The 24,983-nt window shown below is 60.4% G+C and carries 25 protein-coding genes and 2 pseudogenes; 3 read left to right on the plus strand and 24 right to left on the minus strand.

The features are described from left to right. Window positions 1–21: 21 nt before the first annotated feature. The 15 genes and pseudogenes from VWY60_RS01320 to VWY60_RS01390 all read right to left on the minus strand — a co-directional run bounded on the left by VWY60_RS01320 (window position 22) and on the right by VWY60_RS01390 (window position 14,972). Complete coding sequence (locus VWY60_RS01320; RefSeq protein ID WP_156108168.1) at window positions 22–189, minus strand: hypothetical protein; 168 nt, start codon at window positions 187–189, stop codon at window positions 22–24. Window positions 190–624: 435 nt separating this feature from the next. Then, the gene (locus tag VWY60_RS01325; protein ID WP_416592435.1) at window positions 625–1,206 is read right to left on the minus strand and encodes a rhomboid family intramembrane serine protease; all 582 of its coding nucleotides are present in this window, start codon (window positions 1,204–1,206) and stop codon (window positions 625–627) included. A 148-nt stretch (window positions 1,207–1,354) separates the two neighbouring features. Beyond that, entirely contained in the window at window positions 1,355–1,891 is a 537-nt protein-coding gene (locus tag VWY60_RS01330; RefSeq protein ID WP_416592436.1) for a hypothetical protein, read from the minus strand. A gap of 156 nt (window positions 1,892–2,047) precedes the next feature. Further along, window positions 2,048–2,776: a DUF736 family protein gene (locus VWY60_RS01335; RefSeq protein WP_416592437.1), complete on the minus strand. Its 729-nt coding sequence runs from the start codon at window positions 2,774–2,776 to the stop codon at window positions 2,048–2,050. 124 nt (window positions 2,777–2,900) lie between these two features. Then, window positions 2,901–3,203, minus strand: a complete 303-nt coding sequence (locus VWY60_RS01340; protein ID WP_416592438.1) for a hypothetical protein — start codon at window positions 3,201–3,203, stop codon at window positions 2,901–2,903. 18 nt (window positions 3,204–3,221) lie between these two features. Further along, window positions 3,222–7,484: a strawberry notch-like NTP hydrolase domain-containing protein gene (locus VWY60_RS01345; protein WP_416592439.1), complete on the minus strand. Its 4,263-nt coding sequence runs from the start codon at window positions 7,482–7,484 to the stop codon at window positions 3,222–3,224. Between the two features lie 106 nt (window positions 7,485–7,590). Further along, window positions 7,591–7,866, minus strand: coding sequence for a type II toxin-antitoxin system mRNA interferase toxin, RelE/StbE family (locus VWY60_RS01350; RefSeq protein WP_040884151.1), 276 nt, complete (start codon window positions 7,864–7,866; stop codon window positions 7,591–7,593). After that, window positions 7,853–8,152 carry a type II toxin-antitoxin system RelB/DinJ family antitoxin gene (locus tag VWY60_RS01355; protein ID WP_044353023.1) on the minus strand — a complete coding sequence of 100 codons (300 nt, stop codon included), beginning with the start codon at window positions 8,150–8,152 and terminating at the stop codon, window positions 7,853–7,855. Before VWY60_RS01355 ends, VWY60_RS01350 begins: the two co-directional genes overlap by 14 nt. Before the next feature lie 104 nt (window positions 8,153–8,256). Further along, window positions 8,257–8,913: a DUF6927 domain-containing protein gene (locus VWY60_RS01360; RefSeq protein ID WP_416592440.1), complete on the minus strand. Its 657-nt coding sequence runs from the start codon at window positions 8,911–8,913 to the stop codon at window positions 8,257–8,259. Then, entirely contained in the window at window positions 8,913–9,506 is a 594-nt protein-coding gene (locus VWY60_RS01365; protein ID WP_416592441.1) for a regulator, read from the minus strand. The genes VWY60_RS01360 and VWY60_RS01365 overlap by 1 nt, the downstream gene beginning before the upstream one ends. A 74-nt stretch (window positions 9,507–9,580) precedes the next feature. Next, complete coding sequence (locus VWY60_RS01370; RefSeq protein WP_416592442.1) at window positions 9,581–11,563, minus strand: ParB/RepB/Spo0J family partition protein; 1,983 nt, start codon at window positions 11,561–11,563, stop codon at window positions 9,581–9,583. A 154-nt stretch (window positions 11,564–11,717) separates the two neighbouring features. Then, window positions 11,718–11,822, minus strand: a pseudogene (locus VWY60_RS01375) (DUF3768 domain-containing protein); the annotation flags it as partial. A 290-nt stretch (window positions 11,823–12,112) separates the two neighbouring features. Beyond that, entirely contained in the window at window positions 12,113–13,147 is a 1,035-nt protein-coding gene (locus tag VWY60_RS01380) for an IS110 family transposase (RefSeq protein WP_416592443.1), read from the minus strand. 18 nt (window positions 13,148–13,165) lie between these two features. Continuing rightward, window positions 13,166–13,519: a DUF3768 domain-containing protein gene (locus VWY60_RS01385; protein WP_416592444.1), complete on the minus strand. Its 354-nt coding sequence runs from the start codon at window positions 13,517–13,519 to the stop codon at window positions 13,166–13,168. Window positions 13,520–13,940: 421 nt separating this feature from the next. After that, a complete protein-coding gene (locus VWY60_RS01390) occupies window positions 13,941–14,972 on the minus strand; it encodes an IS110 family transposase (RefSeq protein WP_416592445.1) in 1,032 nt (343 codons plus the stop codon). A gap of 407 nt (window positions 14,973–15,379) precedes the next feature. Between VWY60_RS01390 and VWY60_RS01395 the strand changes: the two genes are divergently transcribed. Beyond that, window positions 15,380–15,682, plus strand: a complete 303-nt coding sequence (locus VWY60_RS01395; RefSeq protein ID WP_416592446.1) for a YjhX family toxin — start codon at window positions 15,380–15,382, stop codon at window positions 15,680–15,682. A gap of 13 nt (window positions 15,683–15,695) precedes the next feature. Further along, window positions 15,696–16,160: a GNAT family N-acetyltransferase gene (locus tag VWY60_RS01400; protein WP_416592447.1), complete on the plus strand. Its 465-nt coding sequence runs from the start codon at window positions 15,696–15,698 to the stop codon at window positions 16,158–16,160. Window positions 16,161–16,282: 122 nt separating this feature from the next. Here VWY60_RS01400 and VWY60_RS01405 read toward each other — a convergent pair whose 3' ends face one another. Further along, window positions 16,283–17,224: an ArdC family protein gene (locus tag VWY60_RS01405; protein WP_416592448.1), complete on the minus strand. Its 942-nt coding sequence runs from the start codon at window positions 17,222–17,224 to the stop codon at window positions 16,283–16,285. Between the two features lie 40 nt (window positions 17,225–17,264). After that, window positions 17,265–17,726, minus strand: coding sequence for a hypothetical protein (locus tag VWY60_RS01410; RefSeq protein ID WP_416592449.1), 462 nt, complete (start codon window positions 17,724–17,726; stop codon window positions 17,265–17,267). A 353-nt stretch (window positions 17,727–18,079) separates the two neighbouring features. Here VWY60_RS01410 and VWY60_RS01415 point away from each other — a divergent pair, with 353 nt between their 5' ends. Further along, the gene (locus VWY60_RS01415) at window positions 18,080–18,373 is read left to right on the plus strand and encodes a hypothetical protein (protein ID WP_416592450.1); all 294 of its coding nucleotides are present in this window, start codon (window positions 18,080–18,082) and stop codon (window positions 18,371–18,373) included. 28 nt (window positions 18,374–18,401) lie between these two features. On the opposite strand, the gene VWY60_RS01420 is transcribed toward VWY60_RS01415, so the two are convergent. The 7 genes and pseudogenes from VWY60_RS01420 to VWY60_RS01450 form a co-directional block, all read right to left on the minus strand. Further along, entirely contained in the window at window positions 18,402–18,818 is a 417-nt protein-coding gene (locus VWY60_RS01420) for a hypothetical protein (protein WP_254656527.1), read from the minus strand. Continuing rightward, complete coding sequence (locus VWY60_RS01425; protein WP_254656526.1) at window positions 18,811–19,065, minus strand: type II toxin-antitoxin system prevent-host-death family antitoxin; 255 nt, start codon at window positions 19,063–19,065, stop codon at window positions 18,811–18,813. The genes VWY60_RS01420 and VWY60_RS01425 overlap by 8 nt, the downstream gene beginning before the upstream one ends. 167 nt (window positions 19,066–19,232) lie before the next feature. Continuing rightward, window positions 19,233–20,091 (minus strand): annotated as a pseudogene (locus VWY60_RS01430) (ParB/Srx family N-terminal domain-containing protein); the annotation flags it as partial. A 113-nt stretch (window positions 20,092–20,204) separates the two neighbouring features. Beyond that, window positions 20,205–21,338, minus strand: coding sequence for a helix-turn-helix domain-containing protein (locus tag VWY60_RS01435; protein ID WP_416592451.1), 1,134 nt, complete (start codon window positions 21,336–21,338; stop codon window positions 20,205–20,207). A gap of 204 nt (window positions 21,339–21,542) precedes the next feature. Then, a complete protein-coding gene (locus VWY60_RS01440) occupies window positions 21,543–22,466 on the minus strand; it encodes a ParB/RepB/Spo0J family partition protein (protein WP_416592452.1) in 924 nt (307 codons plus the stop codon). Next, the gene (gene repA, locus VWY60_RS01445; protein WP_157801980.1) at window positions 22,456–23,601 is read right to left on the minus strand and encodes a plasmid partitioning protein RepA; all 1,146 of its coding nucleotides are present in this window, start codon (window positions 23,599–23,601) and stop codon (window positions 22,456–22,458) included. Before repA ends, VWY60_RS01440 begins: the two co-directional genes overlap by 11 nt. A gap of 293 nt (window positions 23,602–23,894) precedes the next feature. Beyond that, a complete protein-coding gene (locus VWY60_RS01450; RefSeq protein WP_416592453.1) occupies window positions 23,895–24,779 on the minus strand; it encodes a recombinase family protein in 885 nt (294 codons plus the stop codon). Window positions 24,780–24,983: the final 204 nt, after the last annotated feature.

Consider the following 24,983-nt stretch of genomic DNA (forward strand, 5'->3'; position numbering starts at 1 on the left):
CGAACATTAAGGGTCGCGCGGTTAGTCGCCGGACAACCGGGACAGCCATTCGATGAGGTCAAAGAGTTTCCCCATCCCCCAGGCTACCCAGAATGCGCCCTTTAACAGGCGAGACTTCCACGTCGGCTTGCGCTTCCGTTTTGTCTCGCGTGTCCCACGCTGGCTGATCTCGTCGGTGTCGTAAGCCATGTTATGGCCTCCTCTGCTGGCCCTGCCGCAGGATTGCGGAAGGGTGTCGCCACCAGCGCGAGGAACGGAGAGACCGTCCTTATCCCTTATGCTGGCCCCCCGGGGTCGCCCGGGGGGCCGCCGCCCCGCCGCCGCCACAGGGGCCGCTTGGGGGGTAGGCGTCAGAGGGAACTAGCCCCTCCACGGATCGGTGAACCGACCCTAAGTACAGCGATTTTATTCCGAACCGAACCGAAGCCCGGCATACCGATAAGACATAGATAGGATCTTCCTTGCGCGATACAAGATCGCTGTAGGCGATTTTTTCGCAACTTCCCTAAGGGACACCGTTACGAACGAAGACGCCGTCACCGAGGCCCTGAAAGTCCAAGAAGGTCGCTTCCGGACCTTCGCTGTATCCGTCACCGATGTCCGGTTTTGGCCGAGTGCATTGCTTCAGTCCAGATCGACGCCGCCCAAGCGCGGCGCATGGACATGCGTTCGGATCAGGAACGCAGCGACCGCGCCGGCGATGGCACCGAAGAGGTGCGCTTCCCACGACACGCCGGGTTGGCCCGGAAGAACGCCCCAGAGGATGGAGCCATAAAGCGCACCGACCACCAGTGCAGCGCTCAAAGTGATCAGTGAGCGATCCACGAGGCCCTGCACGACGAGGAAGCCGAACCAGCCGAAGACCAGCCCCGACGCACCGATATGGATCGCCGAGCCGCCGAACAGCCACACGAGTCCGCCGCCGAGGCCGATCACCACGGCGTTCACCGGCAGCAAGGCCCGCGTGGTCGTGGCCACCAGCAGCCCACCCATTACCAGCAGCGGCGGCGTATTGGCCATCAGGTGACCGAAGCTTCCATGCAGAAGGGGCATTGCGATGACACCATCCAAGCCACCGAGGTAACGCGGGATCAGCCCGAACGCCGGGTTCAGGCTGTAGCCGGTGATCCAGTTGACGACCTGGATCGCCCAGAGCACGGCGACAAAAGCGACAAGCGCTGCGGTGCGCCGAAAGAAGGCGCGCATGTGATCCCGGTTAATCATGTTGGCGACAGTAGACGTCCCCACAGAGCCTTCAACGGCTTTCGCGCGCTGCACAGGGTGCCACCTTTGGGAAAGGGGGTTTGAGGCAGCCAACCTCGGTACGGCTCAAGCCAAGAGAATGGCTTCGATCTTACACAGTGTTCCCCGGCCGCAGAGGCATGATTTCACGCTCGGGGCGCTTCAGGGCTTCCGCATATTTGCGGGCGTTGTCGTCAATCGTGCCGTGCCAAAGCTTCGAGACGAACGCGCGGGCGTCTTGGACTGTCATGTCTTTCAGCGAAGAGGACAGCGCCATGAAAAGCTCATCCTCGCTGATCGCAGCGGCGCTGTGCATGGCGTCAGCGTAAAATGACGGGTCGTTGAGAACCTGCTCGCTCAGCGGCATCCGCGCGAGGTTTTCCTCCGGGATCGCCATGAAGATCGTGTCCTGCAGGTCGGTCAGATACGCACGCCGCGAGGTGGATACCGACTTTCCTGCTGCCTTGGGGTCCAGATACGCCTGCCGGTTCTTGTCGAGCTTCGCCGTCGCATGGGACATGATGACGGCGCGCTGTCGGGCGGGTAGCGCAAATCCGGTGCAGCGCTCGATATGGGCGAGGAGATCTGCAACCTCTGCCTCAACATCAAAGTTGTCAAACCATAGAACCGTCCCTGATCTAGCCGCCACGCGCCCGCCCTCGATGTTGCGATAATATATTATTGTATCGCATTTGCACATGATCGCAAGCGGGTGGCGTCCTTTACGCAAACGGACATGAAAAAAGGGGAACCGTGGTCCCACGGCTCCCCTTTCGGTTCAGGTCGTCTCCCCCTCGCGCGCCGATTAGGCGACCAAGGAGAGCCCCGCGCCCGCGTCCTGCGGCTGCTCACCGCTGTCGATGAACGGGATGATCGAGAAGGTCTGCCCGCCGCGCTGTTCTTCGTTCTGCACGGCGTTGACGCGCAGGTCGCCATCGGGCGTGTTGATCAGCAGTGACAGGTAGTCATTGCCCGTGCGGCTGCTTTTGGCCATCCAGGCCGAGCCGACGCGGATCGGTGTGCCCCGGGGCGAGCTGACCTCGATCCGGTAATCGGGGTGGGTCTCCTCGGATTTGTAGCTGTTCTCGATCAGCATGAACTCCAGATCGAACATCATGTTGGCAATGTAGCCGGTGAAGGCGTTGTCAGCGTCCATGGCGGTGAGCTCGCCCGAGATCGAGCCGGATTTCATCAGGCCGTTCGAGACCAGCGGGATGATCTCGAACGCGCCGCTTTGGGCCGCGCGCGCCTCATTCGTCTGCACCGCGTTGACCCGGAACGGGCCGAGGCCGACATCGATCTGCATCGAGATGTAGAGGTTGCCGCTGGTATTGCCGGTCTCGTTCCAGGCCGTGCCGATACGCACCTTGCGGCCTGATTTGTTGACTGCCGTCACGTCAAAATCCGGGCTGCGTTCGGACATCTTGGCCCGCGCCTCCAACTGGATGGCGATGTCAAAGCGCGTCGAGTGGATCATGCCGGTGTACTGAGCGGCTGCGGTCTCGACATTGCGGGTGAGGGTTCCTGCGAACATGGGATGGTTCCTTTTGGATTGGCCGGTGTCTGACGTCCTTGCCAGCGCATCCGGGATTGCTTTCTCGACCCCTTGAGGGATCACAAATCAGAAAGCCTGCTTTCCTTTCAGCCCCGCCCACGGGTCAGAGCTGCCGTCCGAGTGGGAATGCCCCCGCGCCTACGGGTGCTACGCCCCTCCCCTGCCCGTCTGGTCTTGATTGGCTGCCCGGATTTTCCGCGCTGTCCTTCGATCGCGCGATAAAGAACTCCGCCTCTTTGCCGTTCAACCGTTGCCCTTCCCGGTCGGTCAGGCCGATGCAGCTGCCGTTCGGCTGATAGGTGATGAGGTACTGACCGAGCCGGTCCTTGTGGACAACGTAGCCGGTATTAGCCCAATGCACGGTATGGCCGGCATCGACGGCGGCCTTGATTTCATCAAGTGTCATGATCTTTCCCTCCCTTGCCTATTCTGCTGCCACCGAGGGGGCATCTGGTGCCTGCCCCACGATCCGGGCCAGAATGCTTCCCGTGTCGATCCCGTCCCCATGCGGCAGGAACACCCGCAGCTGGAAGGCGATGATCTCCGTGAAACACCCCATGGCCTTGAGACCTTCAATCATGCCCCGATCCGCACCGCCCAACTCAAGGCGCATCTCGCCAGCGACACGACGACGGGTCAGGGTGAGACCCCGGCCGAGGTCGACAGGTGCGGTGGTGCCGAGGGCGGCGGTCAACATCTCCTGCGGCGTTTGCGGATTGGAGACGAGGAAGCGGGCGCGCAGCGCGGCCGCCCCTTCCTCGCTCAGCGTGCGCCCGATCATGGCGGTCGCCCCATCGGGCGTGACCCGGTAGATGCGCTCATTGGTGGTCGGAATGTCCTTCCAGATCGGCAGCAGCAGCCCGGTCAGCAGGTAGAGCTTGGTCGTGGTGGTCTTGGGCAGTGACGCAGCCTCGGCATCCCAAAGCCCTGCAAACTCAGGCTTGCCGATGTCTTCCCAGGCAGAGGACGCGAACCGCGTCTCCTCGAGGTAGCTGAACCCGTTGGGCCGCACGGCCTTGCGCATCAGTGTGACGATATCCTCGTCATACATCTGCATGGGCCGCGCCGAGATCAGCGCCGCGCGGCCGGAAGCGCGGTTGACCATGGGCAGCTTGTCGGGATTGCGCGACAGCGCGTCATCCGCCGACAGCACGTGCACCGGGTCCGTCACCTCAAGTCCGATGATCCGCGTGACCGCACCGGATTTCGGGCAGGTCCAGAGATCCTCCGTGGAAACCTGTTCTATCTTGTCGCCGCGTAGGGTTTCCACGCCGAAATCGAGCGTGCCCGCCGCGCGCGCCCGCTCAGACTGATCGGCAATCCGCTTCATGAACTCGGCAAAGAGTGCGTTCTGCATGTGGATGGGAAGGGCCAGAACCCGGTTGAGAAACCGCTGGATCGGGGGAAGCTCCTCAAGGAGCACCCCGTCCTTGTCGATCAGCCGCAGGGCCGTCCAGTCGGTGAAGCTCTCGTAGCTCATCGCCTCAGCGCGCCCGGCGGCAAGATCGGCGAAATACCCACGTAGTGCGGCCCGCGCGATCGGGCTTTCGAGATTGTCCTCCTCGCGGAACATGCCTTGCGAGCCGGTCTCGCGCTGACCCTTGGTCAAGGCCCCTAGCTGGTCGAGGCGCTTGGCTATAGTCGAGGTGAAACGCTTTTCGCCATGCACATCCGAGGTGCAGACCCGGAAGAAAGGCGCGCTGACCTGGGCAGAGCGATGCGTGCGGCCCAGCCCCTGGATGGCCGCATCGGCGCGCCAGCCGGGCTCCAGCAGGTAGTGCCGCCGCCGTTTCTGGTTCTTCGCCGTTTGCGCCGCATGATAGGACCGGCCCGTCCCGCCCGCATCGGAGAAGATAAGGATGTCCTTCTCACCGTCCATGAAGGCTTGGGTTTCGGATGAATTGCTGCTGGCGGCGCGCTTCTCGATGAAGAGATGACCATCCTCGGCCTTGAGGGGCCGGATGGACCGCCCCGTGACTTCTGCCACGGCCTCGTCGCCAAAGGCCCAGAGGATCTGGTCGAGCGCCGAGGGGATCGGGGCCAGCGTCATCAACTCCATCATGGCCGCATCGCGCAGGGCGAGCGCCTCGCGCGAGACAACGAGCGCGCCGGTCTCATCCCGCAAAGGTTCCGCCACCATGTTGCCGTCGATCTCGACCAGCTTTTGCGCATGAATCGGGAAGGCCTGTTCGAGGTATCCCAGAACATAATCGCGCGGCGTCAAGGCACCCTCGACGAGTTCATCCTCCGGGTCCATTGTCTCAAGTCGGCGTTTCAGCAGGCTCTCACCCGTCGAGACCACCTGGATGACGCAAGCCTTGCCCGCCGCCAGATCGTCCTTGATTGCGCGGATGATGGTCGGGGCTTTCATGCCCATCAGGAGATGGTTGAAGAAGCGCTGCTTCGTGCTCTCGAAGCGAGATTTGGCAGAGGAGCGTGCGGCCGAGGCATTAGTCTCTCCCGAGGCGTCGTTGACGCCGGTCGCTGTCAGCGCGGCCTCGAGATTGTGATGGATCGTCCGAAACGAAGTCGCGTATGCGTCGTAGATCTCGATCTGGGACGGAGTGAGCGCGTGTTCGAGCACGTCATACTCCACGCCGTCGAAGCTGAGGGCGCGGGCCGTGTAGAGGCCGAGCGTCTTGAGATCACGCGCGACCACCTCCATGGCAGCCACGCCGCCTGCCTCCATCGCCGAGACAAAGCTCTCGCGGCTCGGGAAGGGGTATTCGGGACCCTGACCCCAGAGCCCCAGCCGCGCGGCATAGGCCAGGTTGTGTACGCTGGTGGCACCCGTGGCCGAGACACAAAAGACGCGGGCGCGGGGCGCGGCAAGTTGCAACCGCAGCCCGGCGAGGCCCTGCTGGGAGGGTTTGACCCCCCTGCCCTGCTCAGACCCTGCCGCGTTCTGCATGGCATGGGCCTCATCGAAGGCAAGAACGCCGTCAAAGTCTTCACCCATCCAGGCGAGGATCTGGCTCAGCCGCGTGGTGCCGCATTTGCCCGCGGACCGCAGCGTGGCGTAGGTGACAAAGAGGATACCGTCGCCCATCGGGATCGGCTGGTCCGGTTTCCATTTGGAAAGCGGCTGGATGTCGGCGGGCGAGCCGCCGAGATCGGTCCAGTCGCGGATCGCGTCCTCGATAAGCGTTGCGGATTTGGAGACCCAGATGGCCTTTCTGCGCCCGGCAAGCCAGTTCACTAGGATCAGCCCCGCGCATTCGCGCCCCTTGCCGCAACCGGTGCCGTCGCCGAGGAAATAGCCGAGGCGATAGGCACGTGCGTCTGGATCATCATCGGCGCGCGTCAGCTTGGTCTGGTCGTCATCGATGGTAAACCGACCGGGCAGGTCGCGCCCATGGGCAACATGCGCCATGATGATGGTTTCCAGCTGCGCCTCGGAGAGATCTCCCTCCTCGACCAACCGTGCGGGCAGGCGCAAGTCATCACTGCCCGTGTTTGAGGGCATGGGCGGGGCAACCGAGGCCATGGCGATGCTTTCAACGAGCGGCGTGGGATGTTCCTGCGCACCCGCGATCGCGATCCGCTGCGGCCGGTAACGCGCATAGATATCCGAGACCGGCGTGTTATCACGGGGGGCCTCAAAGCTTGTGAAGCTGAGCGGGCGGACGGCATTGGCCCGTGGTTTGGAGGCGGCGACAGGCGCACCGGCGGTCTTGCGCGGGGCAGATGATGGAACGGCCGGCCGCCCGTTATGGATCGCCGCTGCCTGTTGTACGCGGCGCATCTCGGTCCTGGTTGCGGCCACGGCATCGACATATGCCAAGGCTTCATCCAGATCCCGCACAGGGACGCGGATCATTTCGCCGTCGTCCTGCACCTTGTCAAAGACCATCAGCTGGGTTTCGACAGAGGTGCCGAGCTTGCGGTAGACCTGCCCCGGCATCGTCAACGCCAAGCGCGGCGTCAGGAGACCGCAGGCGCGGGACCAATGCGCGGCATCGCGTTCGGGCGTGAACCCCGGCGGCATGATCGCCACCAGCCGCCCACCAGGTGCCAGACGCTTGGCAGCCGCGACGAGATGTTTGGCGGCGATGTGCTTGTCTCGGGAGCGATCGACCGAGGAGGCGAAGGGCGGGTTCATCACCACGAAATCGGGTAGAACCGGCGTCTGCAGCAGATCGTCGATGTGCTCGCCGTCATGGCCCGTCACCTCGCCGCCGAAAACCGCGCGCAGGAGGCGCTGGCGAAAGGGGTCGATCTCATTGAGCACAACCGTGGCACCGGCCCGGGCGGCGAAAGCGGCCAGGGCACCGGTGCCAGCCGAGGGCTCCAGCACAGTCTCGCCTTTGCGGATCGCTGTGGCCTGCACGACCATTGCCGCGAAAGGCAACGGCGTGGAAAACTGCTGCAGCCGGATCTGCTGCTCGGAGCGGCGCGTTTCCGTGAGAAGCCGTGAGGCAAGGAGCTTTGCAGCGGCGATGTCACCTGCCGCGCCGTCCCCACCCAGCAGCACTTGGACAGCCGCGGCCTGCATCAGGTCATATGCCATGCGCCAGTCCCAGGCACCGCCGGCATCGCTGCCATGGAACGTCTCGCGCATGATACGCGCGAGCGCTGAACTGCGCAGGGGCTGGTTGTCGACCTCCGCGCCGATCTGCGCGAGGGCAGAGGTGAGGTTAGCGTCGGAGATTGAGAGAGCCGGGTTTGCCGGTTTGAGTTTGGACATGGGGGTTTCCTTTGGATCAGGGTCTGAGTTCCAAAGGACAAAAAGCCCGCTCTACACTTTGAAGGCGTAGAGCGGGCAATTTCTTAGCGGGGGGCCTGCACCCCGATCATGGCCACTGCTGCGCAGCATGAAGAACGCGCAAAATGGTCACCATCTCAGGGCCTTCAACATAAACCACGATGTAGTTTGGCCGAACAACCATCTCCCGGGTCCCATCGACACGGCCCGCACGATACATTTGAGGGCGTTCTGGAAGAAGGGACGTCTTGTGTTCAATCTCATCTTTGAGAACTTGGGCGGCATCCGGGTTGTCGTCAGAGATGTAGTCAATGATTGCCAGCAAGTCGGCTATGGCCGTAGCTTTCCATTCAAGATTTGGCAAGGCGCTTCCCGTCAATCAATGCCTGGGCGTCTTGCATCGCCTTGGCATGGGGCGTTGTGGGCCTTGGATCGTCCAGCGCTTCCTGTACCTTCGCCCGGAACCAGGCGTCATAGGCATCCGGATCAGCGGTCAATCCGGCAGGCAAGCCGCCTTCTGCGGCCACGCGGGTCAGAAGAATACGCACCGCGTCGGAGAGCGTCAGACCGACGCCCGCAAGTGCGTCCGAAGCCTGTGCTTTCAGCTGATCGTCAACACGGACATGAAGCATGGATGTTTGGGCAGGCATGGATGGTCCTCCAGTTGATGAGAGTGATGTATCTCATTTGAGATACGAATTCAAGTCGGCAGTATGTGTGCGCGTGGTCCCGTGGTGTTGTCTCAGCGAGAAACTCAGCCACCCTGCCCCGCGAGATACTCCGCCAGCACAGGACTGGCCGCACCCTTCGCGGAACTGAGCAGCTCCGAGCCCGCAAGCGAGGCCCTTGAGAGCCGCACGAGCCCGCCGTTTTCCTCGATGCGGTAGCAGCGGCGTTTCTGCCGACCCCGCCTGTAGTGCGTCGCGGTGACGATCTGGCATGTACTGCCATCGGTGAGCGTCACGGGCGTGGCGAGCCTGATCTTGTCGCCTTCCTCGTAGTCCGGGATCGCAGCCCAATTCCGGCAGCGCTGACGCCAGTCCTGGGCGTAGCTGTCCGGGTCTTTCAGGTCGGAGAGAAGCTCGATCAGCCCAAGCGGAGCACGAGATTCGTTCGGGCCAGCACTTTCCTCCATGTCTTTGTATCCCCAACAGCCGTCGTCATATCGGGTGAGGAAGACAGCTCCGAAAGTGATGGAGCCATCCGCATCGGTGACATAGGTCGTGTCTTCGACAGGGGTGCCGTCAAGATTGGTGACCTTTGCCGCCGCATACCAAGTGGAGCCGACCTTGCAGGCTTTTACCAGTTCGGTTTTGCGCCTGTCGCCATGAGAGGTGCAGAGCCGGGCAATCTCCGCTTTCTCATCCGCGTAGGTCTGGACGCGGCGATCGGTATAGAAGAGCCAACCCATCAGGCCACCCTCCGATCATCGAGTTCCATCAGCGCATCGAGCGGCACGCGGTAGGGCTGCATGGCGTCGAAATCCTCGCAATTGCCGCAGTTCTGCACGATCGCGAAGGTGTCGCAGGCATCCTTGAGGATGACCCGGAAGGTGCCGCCAAGGCCCGAGGGCACCTCGTAGGTCCCGCCGATGAGATAGTCCGAGGCCCGGCGCACGAAGACGCGGATGCTGTGGCCATCGGTGGCCAGCCGGATGGCCCCCCGCCCCCGGTCGATGAGCACCTGCACGTCATCCAGGATGTCGGTGTAGAACTGGCCGGTCAGATCGCGAAACGCCATGCGGCGCTGCGCCATCCAGTCGGTGTCCCGAAACGGGTTTATGCCGTCGGCGAAGGCGAAAGAGGGATCGGCCTGTTCGGTGGTGACGATACGGGTGGTCGTGCCATCGATGCCGTTTGAGCGCAGATGCACACCATTGCCGACGATGAGGATCAGGGCTGGCCTGTCCACGGGTCCGTTCCAGTTGGGCAGGAACGTCTTGCAGGCGCGCGCATGGGCGATTTGCGCCGCGACAGCGGAGGCAGAGAACTTGAGAATAGCCATGGGGATGTCTTTCTGTTCGGTTTGGAAGAGGGTCGACCCGCGCAGGGAATGCCTCGCGCGGGTCGCGTGAGGACTCAGGCCGCTTGCGCGACCTCGCCGTCAGGTTCCGGGGTTTCCGTGATCGGCGCCGTCTCATCACAGGCGCCACCGGCGGTCTGCATCATCGGCGGGCACCAGGCGGCCACGGCAGCGCGCTGCGCGTCCGTGAGCGTGGCGAAGGGTTCAGCGAAGAGCTTGTCGCAGAAGGCGACGATTTCCTTCTTGCTCGACGAGGCCAGCGTCACCGCCTCCTGGGCCAGACCCAGATCCTCGCCGAGGATCTTCAGGAGCCAGACCTTCTTGAAGCGGTTGAAGAGCGCCGCGTTCGGCGTCCAGTGGGCGCGGATGTCAGGCATGATCTCGATCTCGAACGCATGCATCAGGCTGTCGCGCCGAGGATCCCGTGCGAAGCAGGACTGCGTGGTACTGGCCGTGGCATAGGCGACGAGCTTGGCCTTCTCGCCGGCCTCCAGCGCGCGAAACGCCGCAAACTGATCGGCGGGCGCGCGGCTGTCATCGAGCCACGAGAGGTCAAGCGCATCATGCGCCGCCGCCACCTGCTCGAGCGAGGTCTCGTCGATCTCGTCCATCTTGGCGTGGGTACGGTATTCCTTGCGGGCATCGATCTTGATCGCCTGCGTGACACTCATGCCGCTGGCCAGAACGTCGCTCACCAGCTTGAAGAGCGTCAGATCGAGCGTGGCTTCCGGATGCAGCGCAATCGCGGCCCCAAGCGCCATGGCTCGCTCGGTCTTGAGGTCCTCAGCCAGTGAGGCTGGATAGGTGATTTCGCCGGCGTCCGGGGCTTCTTCCCCGGTCGGGCCAGCCGAGGAGCCGCGTGCGCCCTCCTCTTTGACGGTGTCTTCCGGGCGGACGAGGCCAACATGGAGGGTCACCTGCCCGCCCGACCAGGACGCGACCACGCCTGCACGGGCGAGGTCCTCGGTGCTGTAGGCCTCCTGCAGGTCGCGCGCTTCCTCTTCCAAGGCGTCCACGCGGTCGTAAAGGGCATTGTAGGCACCGTCCTCGAGCCCCTCATCCTCCATCTGGAGCTGCAATTTCTCGAGCTCGGCGGTGATCTCATCGATGCGCTTCTGGGCAGCCTCATCCGGCTCGATCGGGCCGGGATAGACGCGGCCGTAGTCGGCCATGGTCGCGTAATCATAGCGCACCATCGCATCGGCCCAAGCAAAGCCCAGCCTCATACGGGCGTCCTCGGCGGTTGCACCGAGCTTCTCAAGCAGGATGGTCTCGACCAGCGCCGCATCCTCGAGCACGGAATGCTCTTCCAGAAGGTCAGCCGCGACTGCGCCGCCGCGGGCCTCGTAGTCTTCACGCACGAAAGCCCCGATATCATCGCTGACCTGCACCCCGCGGGATTTGAGCGCCTGTCGAACGGTATAGGCCTGCAGATAGCCGCCGTCCTTCGTGAGCGCTTCATAGACCTCACGCTGCGCCTCCTGGCTCGGATGCTCGGCGAAGGCCTTCATCGTGTCGAGCGTGATCACCTTGGCCCGGGCCGCGGCGCGGATGTCGGGGTGGATCAGGCCATAGCGCAACCGGCCTTTCACGGCGGCCACCGTGGTGCCGAAGGTCTTTGCGATGGTCTCGGGCGTCTGGCCGTCGACCTCCATCATCCGGGCGAAAGCCTCGAACTCGTCGATTGCGTTCATCGGTGCCTGGGTGATGTTCTCGGCGAGCGACAACGCCGTGGTGACGTCGCAGTCGTCAGGGACAAGGCGGCAGTCGACCTTGGTTTTCGCCGTGAACCCCTTGCTGGCCTTGTCAGCGATCAGCTCCTTCAGCGCGGCATGGCGCCGGCCACCGGCAAGCACGGCGTATTTGCCGTCGAGCTTCTGGACCAGGAGCGGCTGGAGCAGGCCCAGCACAGCGATGCTGGCCTTCAGATGCGCGATGTTCTCGGGGTCATAGGTTTCCGGCGCGTTGCTGCGCACATTGGCGGGATGCGGGACCAGATCGCCGATAGCGACGGTGAGAGGGGCAAAGCTTGTGGTCATGGGATATCCTTCCAGGAGGGTGAGGTGTGGCCCGCGCCTTCACGCGCGTGACCAATCCCCGGCTTCAGGGATCACCACGACAAAAGGCCCACTCTCCCTTTGAGGGGTCAGTGGGCCTTCATCGCCTGGGCTGTCAGGAGGGGTGTCCCCTCCCCTACCAGTCGCGCGCCAGCATGATGGTCAGCACGCGGACGGTGGTGGCGGGATTGTCCGGGGCCTCAGCCCCGTAGCGGAAATCCGAATCTGCCTCATAGAGATCGTGTGTGGATGCTCCCGTTTTGGCAAGGCAATCTTCGGACGGTTTTGGTTGCGTGATCGGTACCGGTCGTGTGTCAGGCCTGTGCATGTGGCTAAGGTCTGCCACCGGCCGTTATGGTGTTCGTGAGCTTGGGGTCCAAATCGATTTTTCGGACTTTCATGTCCTTGACCTCTATATGGTTTTCCCAAAGCTGAACGTGATCATTGCGCCCATAATCGTCTGTCGATCTCCTCACTTCACCGGTTCAGCCTGATGCTGGTATGCAGGCTAAATCGGATTGCTATTCTCGGTTACGGCTTGGCATATTGTACTAGGTTGCCCGTGTAGTCCTGTTCTTTCGTCATCATTGCCCAGAGGGCTCGGGCCATTTTGTTGGCCATTGCAACGGCAACCATCTTGGCGGGCTTGCGTGCCAGAAGCCTGCCTAACCAGCTTTGAGGGTCGATGCCTTTCGCAACGGCCCATCTGAGGCAGACGGTGGCACCCGTGATCAGAAGCCGCCGCATATCAGATTGTCCCATCTTGCTGACACGGCCCAATTTGGTCTTACCGCCTGTCGAATGTTGGCGCGGCACCAAACCGAGCCAGGCGGCAAAATCGCGGCCTCGCTGGAAGCTCTCCATTGGTGGCGCAAAGGCCAAGAAGGCAGCTGCATTGATCGGACCGATGCCCGGCATGGTCTGAAGCCTGCGTGCAGTATCATCACGCTTGGCGGTGTCTTTCATCTGCCGCTCAAACGCTGCAATGGAACTGTTGAGCTGGGCAATTTGATGGAAGTAAAGGCGTGCAGCTTCCAACACGAGCTCTGGTACAAGATCAGGCTGGGATTCCAGAACCTCTTCATAGGCGATGAGTGCGGCGTTGCCCTTTGCCACGATGATACCGTGTTCTGCCAGATGCCCTCGCAGGGTAACCAGCAGTTGCGATCGCTGGCGCGTGAACGTCTGGTGAGTGCGAAATAGCATGGCCTGCGCCTGTTGATCTGGGCTCTTTACCGCAACGAACCGCATGTCTGGCTGCCGCACTGCAACCGCAATCGCTGCTGCGTCATTGGCGTCATTCTTGCTGCGCTTGACGAACGGCTTCACATAGATCGGCGGGATCAACCTGACGTCATGCCCGTGGCCTTGCGCCTCTCGGCCCCAGTAGTGACTGGTCGCGCAGGCCTCCATCGCCACCATGCAAGCCGGATGACTGGACAAAAGCTCGCTCAACTTACCACGGGAATATTTGCGATTGAATATGATCACGCCATCGGCGGTCGTCGCGCAGACCTGGAACGAGTGCTTTGCAAGGTCGATGGCTAAAATGCTAACGTCGGTCATGGATGCTTCCTTTCATTCTCACTGACTTCCAACAAAGCCAGTCTGGCACATTGTGATGCCGTTGTGGGAGGGAGCATCCACCCCATCAATTTTCCAGAACACGGTCTCGCCCCGGATCTCGACTACCCCGAAATCGTGCCAGCCCTCGGGATCATTCTCAGGCTCGAACGTGGCAAACTCACCGGTTGCCTTGACCGCCTCGGCCATGAAGCCATCGCCGGCCTCCATAAGCGAGCGGGTGACATGCATCCGGCCCTGGATGGGTTGCGCGGGCGGCACCCCAAGGCATGCAAGTTTGCGAAACGCGTCGTTCTGCACCGCGATCACGGTCGGATCCGGACGGTCTGGCTGGGGTTGAACATTCATGGACATGGGGATCTCCTTTGAGAGGTTTGAAACACCCTTCTCAAAGCCCGCTTCCGTAATGGGGCGGGCCTCTGTCAAGGGTTTCGGGCAAGTCAAAAATTCCGGCGAAGATCTCATTCTTCACCGAGTTTTAAGGCACAAATTCAGAAGCTTACTTTTTCTTTTTCACTGCATCCGCACGTCAGGACTGAAGGACACCCCCTGCACGGGCTTCGCTCTTCCGTCCGTAGTCAGCCTCATGGCTGCCACTCTATGCCTGGTCCAAATCTGATCCCTGGGTACCTATCTTTTACGCGTATTCAGCGTTAGCCGATAACTTGCGGGCTTCCGGCATCTCCAGGAACCTCGTCCCGGCAAGGGACCTCGTCGTACCTGTCGTCAGGTGCAGTGCGTTCCTCCGTCCGATCAAGTTCTGGAATTGTTTTACTCAGACCGTTGCCGGTGAGCTCTGCGCATGGCGGAATGGTGTGCCGTCTCGCCACATGCGGTGCAAAACAACGCCAATGCGCCGCGCAAGTGCAATCAAGGCCCGTTTCGATCCACGCCGATGGGCCACTCTGAGCGCCCAGGCCTGGAGCCAGTTTGGTGACCCACGGTGCATCAAGATCATCGCCGCTTGATACAAGGCCGTTCGAAGGGCCCGGTCGCCGGCTCGAGTAATTTGCCCGACAATGTCCATCTCTCCGGATTGAGTGCGCCTCGGCGTCAGCCCGACCCAAGGACCAACATCCTTCGATCGCACAAACCGGGTCGGATCGTCGATCGCGGATTTGACCGTCAGGGCGACGATCCGACCGACGCCCGGCATCGTCATCATCAGACGGCAAACGTCGTCTTGTTTTGCCAGATCCGCGATTGTCGCATCCAATTCAGCCAACTCGGCGCGCAACTGCGCACGCGCGCGCAAAAGGGCCTCTGTCGACGCCGACAGGATTTCATTTTGCTCGACCAGTTCCCTCACCCGGGCCTCGTACCTGATCCGGGTGACATGTCCGAGCTTCAGACCGAAGTTCCGCAAGACACCTCGCATCGAAAGCTCGAGGTTGATGATCACCTGTTGAACTGACTTTCTCGCCGTCAACAGAGCGCGGATTTCCTGAGAGGACACGGATTTGCGGTGTACGGGCCTGTACCATCCCATTTGAAGCAACCGCGCAATCCCCTGAGCATCACGCCGGTCAGTTTTGATCGGCATGGCTTTCAAGGCGGCCTTCACCAACCGCGTTTCCATCAAAACCACGTCAAAGCCAGCCTCTTCGATGCCCTTGCTCAGCCATTGGGATAGTGGTCCGGCTTCGAGCCCAATCGCGTCGACCGCGTACGGCAATGACGCCATCGCACGCACCAGCGCCTCAGGCTCGCTGGCTGCCTCCAACTCCTCAACAACCTTCCCCTGCGGCCCCAACACACAAATCGCCGTGCTTGCCAGAGATACATCCAGTCCGATAAATACATTCATGTCGTTGCCCTTCTATTCTCAGGAATTGAGGCGCATGGAAACATACGACCTCGTAGACGCGCTGCAGGCGCATCAAGGGCAACGGCACTTCAGATCATGCTGACAAACAAGCGAAACGTGCTCGATTCGCCGAAAGCCCCATTACGGCATCTTTTTCTTTTCCGCCGGGCGGAGGAACCCGGTCCAAACCTGCCCGAACCAAACAGTTCCAATAGTCCGCTGTGCGGACTTTGCTGCCTTTGACTTTGATTTTCCAAATGTCCGCTTGCCAACTTCTACTTATCGCAGTAGCTCCCGAATACGCGCTGCACGAACGCAGGGCGATGGAGATTTTATGTCTACGATTGCGGCCCGCCGCTAAGGTCCACCTGATTGGACCAACTTGAACCAAATGACTTCCGCGCGAGATGCCGGAAGCCATTTCGGCTGACTTAAGATCAAGAGACAATCCATTGAATATCTCAAAACACGAGCAGCGTGTTTTGCACGTTCTAGCGCAAGGTGGAGCCATCCATTTTGAGCGTATGACGAACGGCAAAGTGCGCGAAATTTCCTGCTTCACACGCGACGGCCACGTTCTGGCTGATTGCTCGCTGAAGCTCTTTGACCGTCTGAAAAAGAGGCGGTTCATCAAATCCGAAAACGGACGACCCTACCGCGCCACAAGGCTCGGCATTCGTTCCGTTAACCCTCAGTACGACAATCGATAAGGACATATGGAAAATGACAAAACCAATCATCAAAGCCACTTCGTCCGACGACATTGCGGGCCTTCAGGCAGTGTTGGACGGAACGGAGCTTTTCCCAAGCGAGATGCTTCCAGACATGCTCGCCCCGTCATTAGCAGGTGAGACGGAAGCCTTTTGGCTGACGTGTCACATCGACGGAGAAGCCGTCGGCCTGTGCTACACGGTTCCTGAGGAACTCGCCGATGGTACGTGGAACATGCTCGCCCTCGCGGTGCGCCCAGATTTGCAAGGCAAACGGTTGGGGGCGGCGTTGGTACATTCAGCCGAGCAGCACCTAAAGGACAAACGGCAACGTATCTTGATCGTGGACACGTCTGGAACTGACGACTTTGCATTGACGCGCAGGTTCTATGCGCAGAATGGCTATGAAGAAGAGGCGCGCATCCGCGATTTTTGGGCCGAGGGCGACGACAAAGTGATCTTCCGTAAAGCCCTCTAGAAAGCACAGCCCTCCGCCAACGTTGTGGCGGGGGGCACTTCTTAGCCGACGTTCGTGCAATGCGCAGCATCGGTGACTCTGGGCTCGAAGCTGCCATTTTCTGCGTTGCGGCAGAGCATAGGTCATGCTGCCTCAGCGCCCTCCCCTGCCCTGCACGTCTCCGATCTGGCGATCAGATAGTCGCAGGCCCGCTGCGCGTCCGCGGCGTGCCGGAAGATCGCGCCCTTGTCCGACCGAAGAACGCGCAACCAGTTGTGGAGATAGGCGGCATTCATCTCGAGCGTATGCGCCGTGAAGCCGAGCGCCTGCCCCAGGAACACCGAGGTCAATTCCGCGACGATCTCCTCGCGCGCATAGGACGTGTTGCCAAACTTCGAGAACCCGAAATCACGGTTCAGTCGATGGGGGGCTTTCGTGGCATGGGCCAGCTCATGCGCCCAAACCCCGTAGAAATTGCGCGGGTCCTGGAACCGCGTGATGGATGGCATGTAGACCTTGTCCACGGGGGGCAAATAGTACGCCTCCGTGCCCGTGAAGACGGTTGTGATGTCGATGGCATCGAAAAACGCCTGCATGTGCGGGATGGGCTCGGACGGCGGATGCTCGGGCACGGGCTCCGGATCGGGGAAGAAGCTGTCGGGCAAGCCCTCGATCTGGCAGGCATTGAACACACGGTAGGATTTCTGGAAGCGGAAGATGCGTGCTTCCTCGGAGCGATCATCGCCATCGCTGCGGTCATGCTCATCGCCGCCCGCGTCTTTCCGGCTTTGACCGTAATAAACGACGACAGAGGATTTCTCGCCCTTGCGAACCTTTGCATCCAAAGCATTGGCCTGCGGCAACGTCATCCAGAAGGGAGAGCTGTGGCCCGCCATCACGGTCCGCATCGTCAGCAGGAAGTTGTTCACTCCCTGGTAGGGTTCACCGCCCACGCGCAGGGGGCGAGAGCTGCCACCTGCGGTCCATGGCTTGCGCCACGGCAGGACGCCGCGCTCGATGATACGGATGATTTCGTTTGTGATGACCTCGGAGGCATCGAATTTGGGCGTGCGGGATCGGGCCATGGCTGGCGTCCTTTCGAGTTTTGGTGAGAGGGAGTGGTGACTAGGTTGACTGACGGGGCCTCGGATCGTTGATGATCCTGGCACCGAGGGCTTTGACCATGTCGATGTAGGTGGTCAGCGATACAGAACTGCCAAGCCCCCAAGGTTCAGGGTCGGCCGATCCGTCCCGTGTCACCCGCGGCAGGCTCGCGAAGGTGGTAACATCGGTGACGGGTCGGATATCGATGAACGGGGTCCCTCGTGCGACCGCAAGAGTGGCCAAGGGAAAGCGCTCGATCGGCGCGAAGGTTGAAACGGTGGTCCAACCGAGATGGATGAATGTCCCACCCTCTCCGCAGATCACATGCGCGTTAGGCAACAGCGCCGCCTGCTTCAGATAACCGAGATCACGTAGGACGGTCTCGCGCTCGCGCCGTTGTGCCTGCCCCGTTCGGCGTAGTTCCTTGTGTCGCCACCACGAGGCAGCGGTCGCGCGCAATACGCGCAAGACACCTGTTTGCATTAGAATGCCCTTCATCAGGAACGGCAGACCGGAATCCGGCCCGGACCCATCTGAGGGACCCCAAAGGCCCTCATCCGTTAGTCACAAAACCCGAAGGACACTTTCACTCTTTAGGGATCTGATGCCGGAGAATGTTAAACGCGAAGCTCATGAGAACCGATGATCCTGCACTTTCCGGCATCAGACCCCGATGAGGAACAGGATCAGGCCGGTTCAACCCTCTTCCGAGCACCCTCAGGCCTGACCCTCCCCAGCCCTCCTCTTCCTCTTAAACCCCATGATTTCTGCAGGCGGCTTGTATTTGTTCCTGTTATGTTCTATACTGAAAGCTCAGCTTAGAAGGGAGATCCCCGATGGCAAGCACCACTTACGCCCTGCCCGCGACGCCAAAGCAGATCGCCTATGCGCGGTCGCTGGCCCTGCGTAACCAGACGCTTCTGCCGTGGGAGGTTCAGCAAGATCGGCGCTCCTTGAGCGCCTGGATCGACGCACAAGCCAAGATGCACCCGGGCACGCAGGACAGCCGCCCGACATCAAAGCAGGTCGCCTTTGCCGAGCGTCTCGCCCGCATTAAGCGCCGCGCCGTGCCGGACGAATGCTTCCGCGACAAGGGGCTGATGTCGAAGTGGATCGATGGGAACAAGTGAAGCTGGGTAGACCCTGCGCTGATCGAGATTACTTCAGCCGATCGACAACGGATGCCCCGCCCGACCTGGCAAGCGCGATCAGGCTGGACTGGATCTTGGATGTGAAGACGGAACTGAACGTGCCGATGGGCGTGCGGTCCTCCCAGACATATGACCGCTCCAGAATATCGGTGTTGATCTCGTCCAGCATGACCCATTTGCGGACATGGGTCTCTAACCCCACGCGCTGCGACTCGATTTGTGGCACCTCGATAAACTTGCGCGAAGGCAAGGGCGGCTGCGTCGTGATCGGCAGGATGAACACCACGGTCTCGCTATCGGACTTGGCGACAGTGACGGCGATACAGACAGGCCGTGTCTTGCGGCCCTCGGTCTCACCCGCCATCTGCTCGCGTTTCCACAGGAACGGATAGCGGAAAACCTCTCCAGCACTCGGCCTAGTCATCAGACTGCGTCAAGTCCCGCTCGAGCCCTTCTATCATCAGCGCCTTGAGATCCTCGGGCATCTCGTCAACCATATGAGCCTGTTGCGTAGCCCCGCGCGCGAGCTGCTGGTACTGGTCCATGCTCATCAGCACGAATTTGGGTTTGCGATGCTTGGTGATCGCAATCGGCGACCGTATGGCCGCGTCGAACAGGTCACTGGTGTGCCGCGTCAGGTCGGCCGCCTTGAACTCGGGAAGCTCTTGCATGATCTGGGTCTCCATTTGTGCAGAATATACATATATTCTGGATATTCTGCAAGAGATGGGTTGAGCCCTCCCATGTGTCATCCGAACCGCTGCACGGTCTCAGTGTAGGTGTACATATTGGCGGTGATGCCGTTCTCGATGGACTCGTCCGAGGTCAGATGGTCCTAGCCGCGATAGACTGCCAGCGCGCCGTAGCGATCGAGCGTGACGAACGCCCCTGCCCGCCCGATGTCTGTCGGATTGAAGACTAACGGCAGGGCCTCGATCTTTTCGATCTCCGCTTCCGACACGCGAAGCCGCTTATCAATCTCGGCGGGGGTCTCATCCTGTCCCGCGTGTTCTTCTTCCAGCGCCTGATACTCGGAGAGCCGTTTGGTATGAACCGCTTCTTCTTCATCCGTCATAGGTGCCGGATCGCAGGACAAGGACCGCAGGCCGTGGCTATAGCCGTGAGGCAGGTCGAGTGCGACCTCGATCCACTTCCAGCCCTCAACCGCAACCGTCTCAGCCTCGGCCTGGAGTTTCTCCGTCACCAGCCGATCGAGCAAGGCAGGGTTCTCGAGCGAACTGTCGCCATCGCCCTGGAAGAGGTCATGCAGCATTGGTCTGACCCTTGTCAGGCAGGGACACAAACGCGCGGAACCGGTAGAACGGGTGCAGAGCGACGCGCTGCATGTTTTCCGCAAGGGAATCGTCCTCGGCCAGGATGTCGGACGCTGCATCCCGCACAATGCAGGGAATTGGCGTGGTCTTTGCCAAACGCTTCTCCTTCACCAGCAGGGACAATGCTAGGAACCGGCGGCCCCCGGTTGGGTTCTCGAACTTGCCAGTCTCGGTACCATCGTCAGCCAACACGGGCCGCTCGCTCAGGCTTTGCATGAGGCCGCGGTGAGCGATGTCTTCGGCCAGGTCCTCGACTGACACGCCGGCCTTGATGCGCCGCGCGTTGGAGTGCCTCAACATCAGTTTGTCGAAAGGGATATCCAGGGACCGGGACAGGGTGATTATCTGGACAGCTTTGGTTATCAGATATTCTCCACGACGGGCGTCGGAAGCCACTCTTCCGATCTCACTTTCGGTCACCATAAAACCTACACCCCTTTCCCTCTCCCGGTGGTTCTTGACCGCGGTCAAGAAGTTCATGTGGGAGCAAGTTGTGTGCGTAGGACTCTTTCAAAATAGGCGTCAGGGTGTTTGATCGTGTCTGCTCTTGCTATCAGGTAGTCAAAGATGAGAAGCAGTTTTCCTGCGCCTGCTTTCTGGATGCCATGCCGCAGTTCGTCTTTGCTTATTCTAAGCAATCGACCCAGGTCGTATAGAATGCGGGTAAGTGCTTCTCCTGTGCGCGGCGGTTCTGGGAAAAATCCCGCAACGTGGGTGAAGTCTTCCCATGCCATGCGTGCTGGGTCTCGGTTCATCGTGGGTTTGGTTTGTGCGGTTTGTTCACCGCGATTGACCGTAGTGGGAACATTCTTTTTAATATCTTTTTTTATAGACTCTATGTGCCGGACATTTTGACCGTTTGTGGCGGGCAGATCGTTGGAATCTGGTGTATGAGGTCGGTGTTCGATAGTTAGTAAATTATCTGCGGTACCAGTTTTTGCTGCGGCATGGTGTTCACCGTAGCTTGCGTCGGTATCGGCTCCGAGGGCTCTAAGTTCTGAGATAACGCTCAGGACTGCATCAACGGTTAATGTTGCTCGACGCAGGACATTTCTGATCATGTTGAGGGTAGAGAGCTTTGATTCATCGAAGCGTGTCTGTTGGAGTAGCGAAGCACGTAGGGCCAACGCCTCAGCCTTCAGTGAGCGCAAGCGCTCGCGTTCTTCGGTGAGCTGCAAGGCTTGTGACGCGAGCGAGCCGTACCTCTCGATCAAGGGCTTCAGGTCGATACCGAAGGCATCTCTGATAACGCCTCCATACCGCAGCGGAAAGCGTTTGCCATTTGCTGAATTCTTGCGTTCGATCAGTTCAGCAGCTGAGAGGCGTCCCAGGCTGCGTCGAATTGTTCTCTCATCGAGTCCATTGGCGCGCTCTGACAGAGAAGCGTTCGATGGGAACACGACAGTGAGCGTAAGTCGCTGGCTGTCCTGAATCTCACGTTCTTTGCGGGGTAGGAAGCTAATGAGCGCGGTCAGAACGGCGAGGTCATTGGTTGTGAGACCGAGCTCCTTCCTCAGTACGCGAACTGGGCCCAGAAGCTCATAGGGGTTAGGGCAGGGCAGAGATATCCGTTCCGCCAGGGCGGTTGTTGTTTCATTTGCATGTCTCATGGTGTTTCGGAAGAAAAAGCTTCCCCGTTCACCGCGAGCGGTGTTGAAATCGATTCGTTTTGGGGGTATCAATCAGGTGTCGAGACTGATTGAGGCCCTTCGGAAGCATCGCTTTCGGGGGGTCTTTCTTTTTCTAGCCGGTCCTCCTTTCGTTTTCTGCTCGTTGCTTTTGATGTCTTGACCGCGGTCAAGACACGGGGGTCGTCACTCTGGCCCGTCTTGACCGCGGTCAAGAAGCTCCATGACCAGCTTCCGGACTGCCTCCTCAACACGAGGGACAAGATCCGCGTCCACATCGATGGTGATACGGTTGCCCTTTCGGCCGATCTTCACGCGCTCACTGGGGTGTGTCTTCTGCGTCGATGGTTTGGTGGCTGTCAGCAAGGCAACCGCCGCTTCGAGACGGTCGGGGCCCGGTATGTTGCGAGGGATTTTGCCGGCAACTTCTCGGGCTCTCGCGACGTCTTTCTCGCACAGCCTGAAAAGCTTTTCCCAAACCCGTCGACCAACGCCGTGTGCAGGTCCGATAGCCTGGATCAGTTCCATCGGGATGCCCGTAGCGATACGGTTCATCCGCGAGACGAGCGATTCATCGATCTGAAGTGCCCGATACGCGATCGTTTGAGCGTTCTTGCGCGTTTCTTCGGTTTTCCCAAGTTCTCGAATGATTCCGGCGACAAACAGAGCCCTTTCGATGAACGATGGATCTTGGCGCGCATTATTCTCTACGCCTTGGGCAATGAGAGCTTCCTCGTCGGTCATCTCCATGACCGTAGCGCGCACTTTCTGACCAAGTTGGCGACAAGCGAGAAGCCGACGGCGTCCATAGACGATCTCAAGCGCACCGTCCTCGGTTCGGCGAACCAGCACTGGAACCTTTTGACCGTGCTCGCGGATCGACGAGACAAGCTCATCCAGACCATCGCTTGGATCGATGCGGTCCATGACCGCGGACATCCGTATGGCGGTCGGGTCGATCAGCCGCGTGGCGTGTTTATCCTCTTCGAGCACAGATGCTTGAGCGCGAGCTACAGTCGGGCTCGTCCGTTTCACATCCAGATCGTCGTCTGAAGGCGGCGTTTTGCCCATCGCGTTCTTGAGTGAGTCCCCGAAGACCTTACGCGCCATGGCTACGCCCCCATGCTTTCAGGATTTCGCGTTCGACTTCGTCGGTCACGCGCGAGACGGACTCGATCGCGCGCTCGTAAGTTCTGCGGTTCACGTCGCGAGGTTCGACCTCGAAGATGCTCTGCTGGGTGTTCGCAGCATCACCCACGGCTGTTGATTTCAGGAACTCGGCAGACAGCACGGCATCCCCGAGGACTGTCCGAAGCAGAGACGAAATCTGCACCTGCGGACCATCCGTATTTTCGTAGCGGGTGATCAGAACTCGCACGAAGTTCAGTCCATGTTCCGGGGCGTGTGCCTCGACGACGCCCATCAGGTTGCTCGCCATGCCCAGAAAGCTCGCCAGCGACATGACATCAAGCATCGACGCGTTGAGCGGGATCAGGACCCCGGTCGATGCAAAGAGGGCAGAGATCACCGAGAAGTTCAGCTGCGGTGGGGTGTCAAATATTACCACATCATATCGGTTGAGGACGGGCTCAAGCGCTTCCCGGATGCGGCTATGGAACGTGGTGGCGCCGTGTCTGAAGCTCAGGGCGACCTCGAACTCGTACTCCATGATGTCCATGGATGCCGGGATCAGATCCACGGTCGGGAAGTTTGTTTTGCGAATGATCTCTGTTGCGGGCAGTGGATCGTCGGATCGGATAAGATCGTATGACGTGGGCATATCCGGATCCAGCTCGGGAGTAACCCCGAATAGGTTTGTCAGACTTGCCTGGCTGTCGAGGTCGATCAGTAACACCCGGTAGCCGCGCAGACCCAGTAGTTGCCCTACATGGGCAACAGATGACGTCTTGGCGGAGCCACCCTTCAGGTTGAAGATCGTCAAGACCTGACAAGCCTCTCCCGGTCTTCTGTGCGGGTGTTCTTCTGGCTTTATCCTTCCAGTCTCGAGAAGTACGCGTTGTGCCTCGACCATCTCCTCTGCAGAGAAGCTACGGCGGTTGCCGCCCTCCAGGACACCTTCGGGAAAGCCTTCGAGGTTTGACACATGATGGCGAAAGGTATTCTGATTAATGCGAAGCAGTTCAGCCGCTTCCCGCATGGCGAAGCGTCGGAGGCCCTTCTGAGCGTCCGGTGGGAAGGTTTCCTGCGCATGTTCACGCAACCGACTACCAAGCCGCTTGGACATGACTTCAAATCTCTGGGAGGCCCGTATCCCGTTCATCACTGCCCTCAAGTCTTTATTGTTTTGCAAAGCTTAACAGATATTGTGGATAAATCCAGACCAAACCGTTGAGCGGCCTGGCGGCGTTGAAGGCACCGATTTCTGTCGACCGTAAACTGTTAAAAATCAGCGTCTTGGGCGACTGCGCTCTCACTCTACTTCAACACCTCGTTGCCAGCTACGAAGTGACCACAAGATGTATTGTGAGTGCGTACAGAAATCAGTCGGCAGAATCGGATGGGCGATTCTCGGGAATCTCAATCGAGCAGCCCCAGCCTCTCAGCCCGCTCCAGTAGCATCTTCACCGAAGAAGGCTGCCAGCTTGTCCGCCCGCGTGGCGTGCGCTCGCGCATCGCTTCCAGCCGGGTGCAGATCGCCTGAAGCGTGATGTCGGGATCTGCGCCCTTGATGCCGGCGACGATCGCGGGCAGACGGTCGTCGGTTTCGCGGCGCCCGGCGCGGGCCAGCACCTCGGCAGGCAGGAACCCATCGCGAACATAGGCCTTCACAGCGCGCAGCAGGCGGCTTTGTGTCCAGCGACGCGCCTCGGGCAAGGGGCCGTTGATGATGCGCACCACGTCTTCCCAGGCCAAGTCGGGCCGCAGGCGGCGGACATGGGGCACCCAATCTTGGGCCGTCTCGTTCAGACGCTCCATGTAGCCGTCCTGTCGTGCCAGCCGCACTTTGCGCAGAGCGGCTGGGTCCTTGGCCCGCAGCCCAGGGTTCCCGCCTACGCGGCCCTTTGTGCGAGCGCTGGCAAGGCCGGCCTTGGTGCGTTCCCGGATCAGGGCGCGCTCGAACTCGGCCGCGGCCCCCAGCACTTGCAACGTGAACTTGCCCTGCGGGGATCCAGTATCGATAGGGTCCTGTATCGAGCGGAAGAAAGCACCCTTGGCCTCCAGCCGTTCAATCACCTCCAGCAGATGCGACAGGGATCGCGCGAGGCGGTCGATCCGCACGACGACCAGTGTGTCGCCCTTGTCGATCCGTTCCAGCACCCTTGCCAGCACCGGCCGCGCACGATTGCCGCCCGAGGCATGTTCTTCGTGGATTTCGGCGCAACCCGCAGATTTCAGCGCCTGCGACTGGGGCAGGGGGGTTTGATCCTCTGTGGATACGCGGGCATAGCCTATCAGGGGCATGAAAACAGTCTTTTTGCAGTTTCATATAGCGCTAATAAACGACCGTTTGTAAACGAATGCAAGCAAGAGCTCTCTCGTTGTGTTCGTCCATAATCCCTTGGTTTCCTTGCGCTGAGCGCGATCTGAGAGGTTCCACCGGCAGTCGCGCGCGCATACTATATAAAGAGAAAAGGCAACCACCACAAAATCACTTGGGTAATGTGC

It is taken from the genome of Phaeobacter sp. JH20_26 (assembly GCF_048056275.1).
In the GTDB taxonomy this organism is placed as follows: domain Bacteria; phylum Pseudomonadota; class Alphaproteobacteria; order Rhodobacterales; family Rhodobacteraceae; genus Phaeobacter; species Phaeobacter bryozoorum.

Bases quoted from the DNA above. Each gene is read 5' to 3' on its own strand.
- VWY60_RS01320 (WP_156108168.1), bottom strand. From the start codon at position 189: ATGGCTTACGACACCGACGAGATCAGCCAGCGTGGGACACGCGAGACA.
- VWY60_RS01325 (WP_416592435.1), bottom strand. From the start codon at position 1,206: ATGCGCGCCTTCTTTCGGCGCACCGCAGCGCTTGTCGCTTTTGTCGCC.
- VWY60_RS01335 (WP_416592437.1), bottom strand. From the start codon at position 2,776: ATGTTCGCAGGAACCCTCACCCGCAATGTCGAGACCGCAGCCGCTCAG.
- VWY60_RS01340 (WP_416592438.1), bottom strand. From the start codon at position 3,203: ATGACACTTGATGAAATCAAGGCCGCCGTCGATGCCGGCCATACCGTG.
- VWY60_RS01345 (WP_416592439.1), bottom strand. From the start codon at position 7,484: ATGTCCAAACTCAAACCGGCAAACCCGGCTCTCTCAATCTCCGACGCT.
- VWY60_RS01355 (WP_044353023.1), bottom strand. From the start codon at position 8,152: ATGCCTGCCCAAACATCCATGCTTCATGTCCGTGTTGACGATCAGCTG.
- VWY60_RS01360 (WP_416592440.1), bottom strand. From the start codon at position 8,913: ATGGGTTGGCTCTTCTATACCGATCGCCGCGTCCAGACCTACGCGGAT.
- VWY60_RS01365 (WP_416592441.1), bottom strand. From the start codon at position 9,506: ATGGCTATTCTCAAGTTCTCTGCCTCCGCTGTCGCGGCGCAAATCGCC.
- VWY60_RS01370 (WP_416592442.1), bottom strand. From the start codon at position 11,563: ATGACCACAAGCTTTGCCCCTCTCACCGTCGCTATCGGCGATCTGGTC.
- VWY60_RS01380 (WP_416592443.1), bottom strand. From the start codon at position 13,147: ATGACCGACGTTAGCATTTTAGCCATCGACCTTGCAAAGCACTCGTTC.
- VWY60_RS01385 (WP_416592444.1), bottom strand. From the start codon at position 13,519: ATGTCCATGAATGTTCAACCCCAGCCAGACCGTCCGGATCCGACCGTG.
- VWY60_RS01390 (WP_416592445.1), bottom strand. From the start codon at position 14,972: ATGAATGTATTTATCGGACTGGATGTATCTCTGGCAAGCACGGCGATT.
- VWY60_RS01395 (WP_416592446.1), top strand. From the start codon at position 15,380: ATGCCGGAAGCCATTTCGGCTGACTTAAGATCAAGAGACAATCCATTG.
- VWY60_RS01400 (WP_416592447.1), top strand. From the start codon at position 15,696: ATGACAAAACCAATCATCAAAGCCACTTCGTCCGACGACATTGCGGGC.
- VWY60_RS01405 (WP_416592448.1), bottom strand. From the start codon at position 17,224: ATGGCCCGATCCCGCACGCCCAAATTCGATGCCTCCGAGGTCATCACA.
- VWY60_RS01410 (WP_416592449.1), bottom strand. From the start codon at position 17,726: ATGCAAACAGGTGTCTTGCGCGTATTGCGCGCGACCGCTGCCTCGTGG.
- VWY60_RS01415 (WP_416592450.1), top strand. From the start codon at position 18,080: ATGGCAAGCACCACTTACGCCCTGCCCGCGACGCCAAAGCAGATCGCC.
- VWY60_RS01420 (WP_254656527.1), bottom strand. From the start codon at position 18,818: ATGACTAGGCCGAGTGCTGGAGAGGTTTTCCGCTATCCGTTCCTGTGG.
- VWY60_RS01425 (WP_254656526.1), bottom strand. From the start codon at position 19,065: ATGCAAGAGCTTCCCGAGTTCAAGGCGGCCGACCTGACGCGGCACACC.
- VWY60_RS01435 (WP_416592451.1), bottom strand. From the start codon at position 21,338: ATGAGACATGCAAATGAAACAACAACCGCCCTGGCGGAACGGATATCT.
- VWY60_RS01440 (WP_416592452.1), bottom strand. From the start codon at position 22,466: ATGGCGCGTAAGGTCTTCGGGGACTCACTCAAGAACGCGATGGGCAAA.
- repA (WP_157801980.1), bottom strand. From the start codon at position 23,601: ATGTCCAAGCGGCTTGGTAGTCGGTTGCGTGAACATGCGCAGGAAACC.
- VWY60_RS01450 (WP_416592453.1), bottom strand. From the start codon at position 24,779: ATGCCCCTGATAGGCTATGCCCGCGTATCCACAGAGGATCAAACCCCC.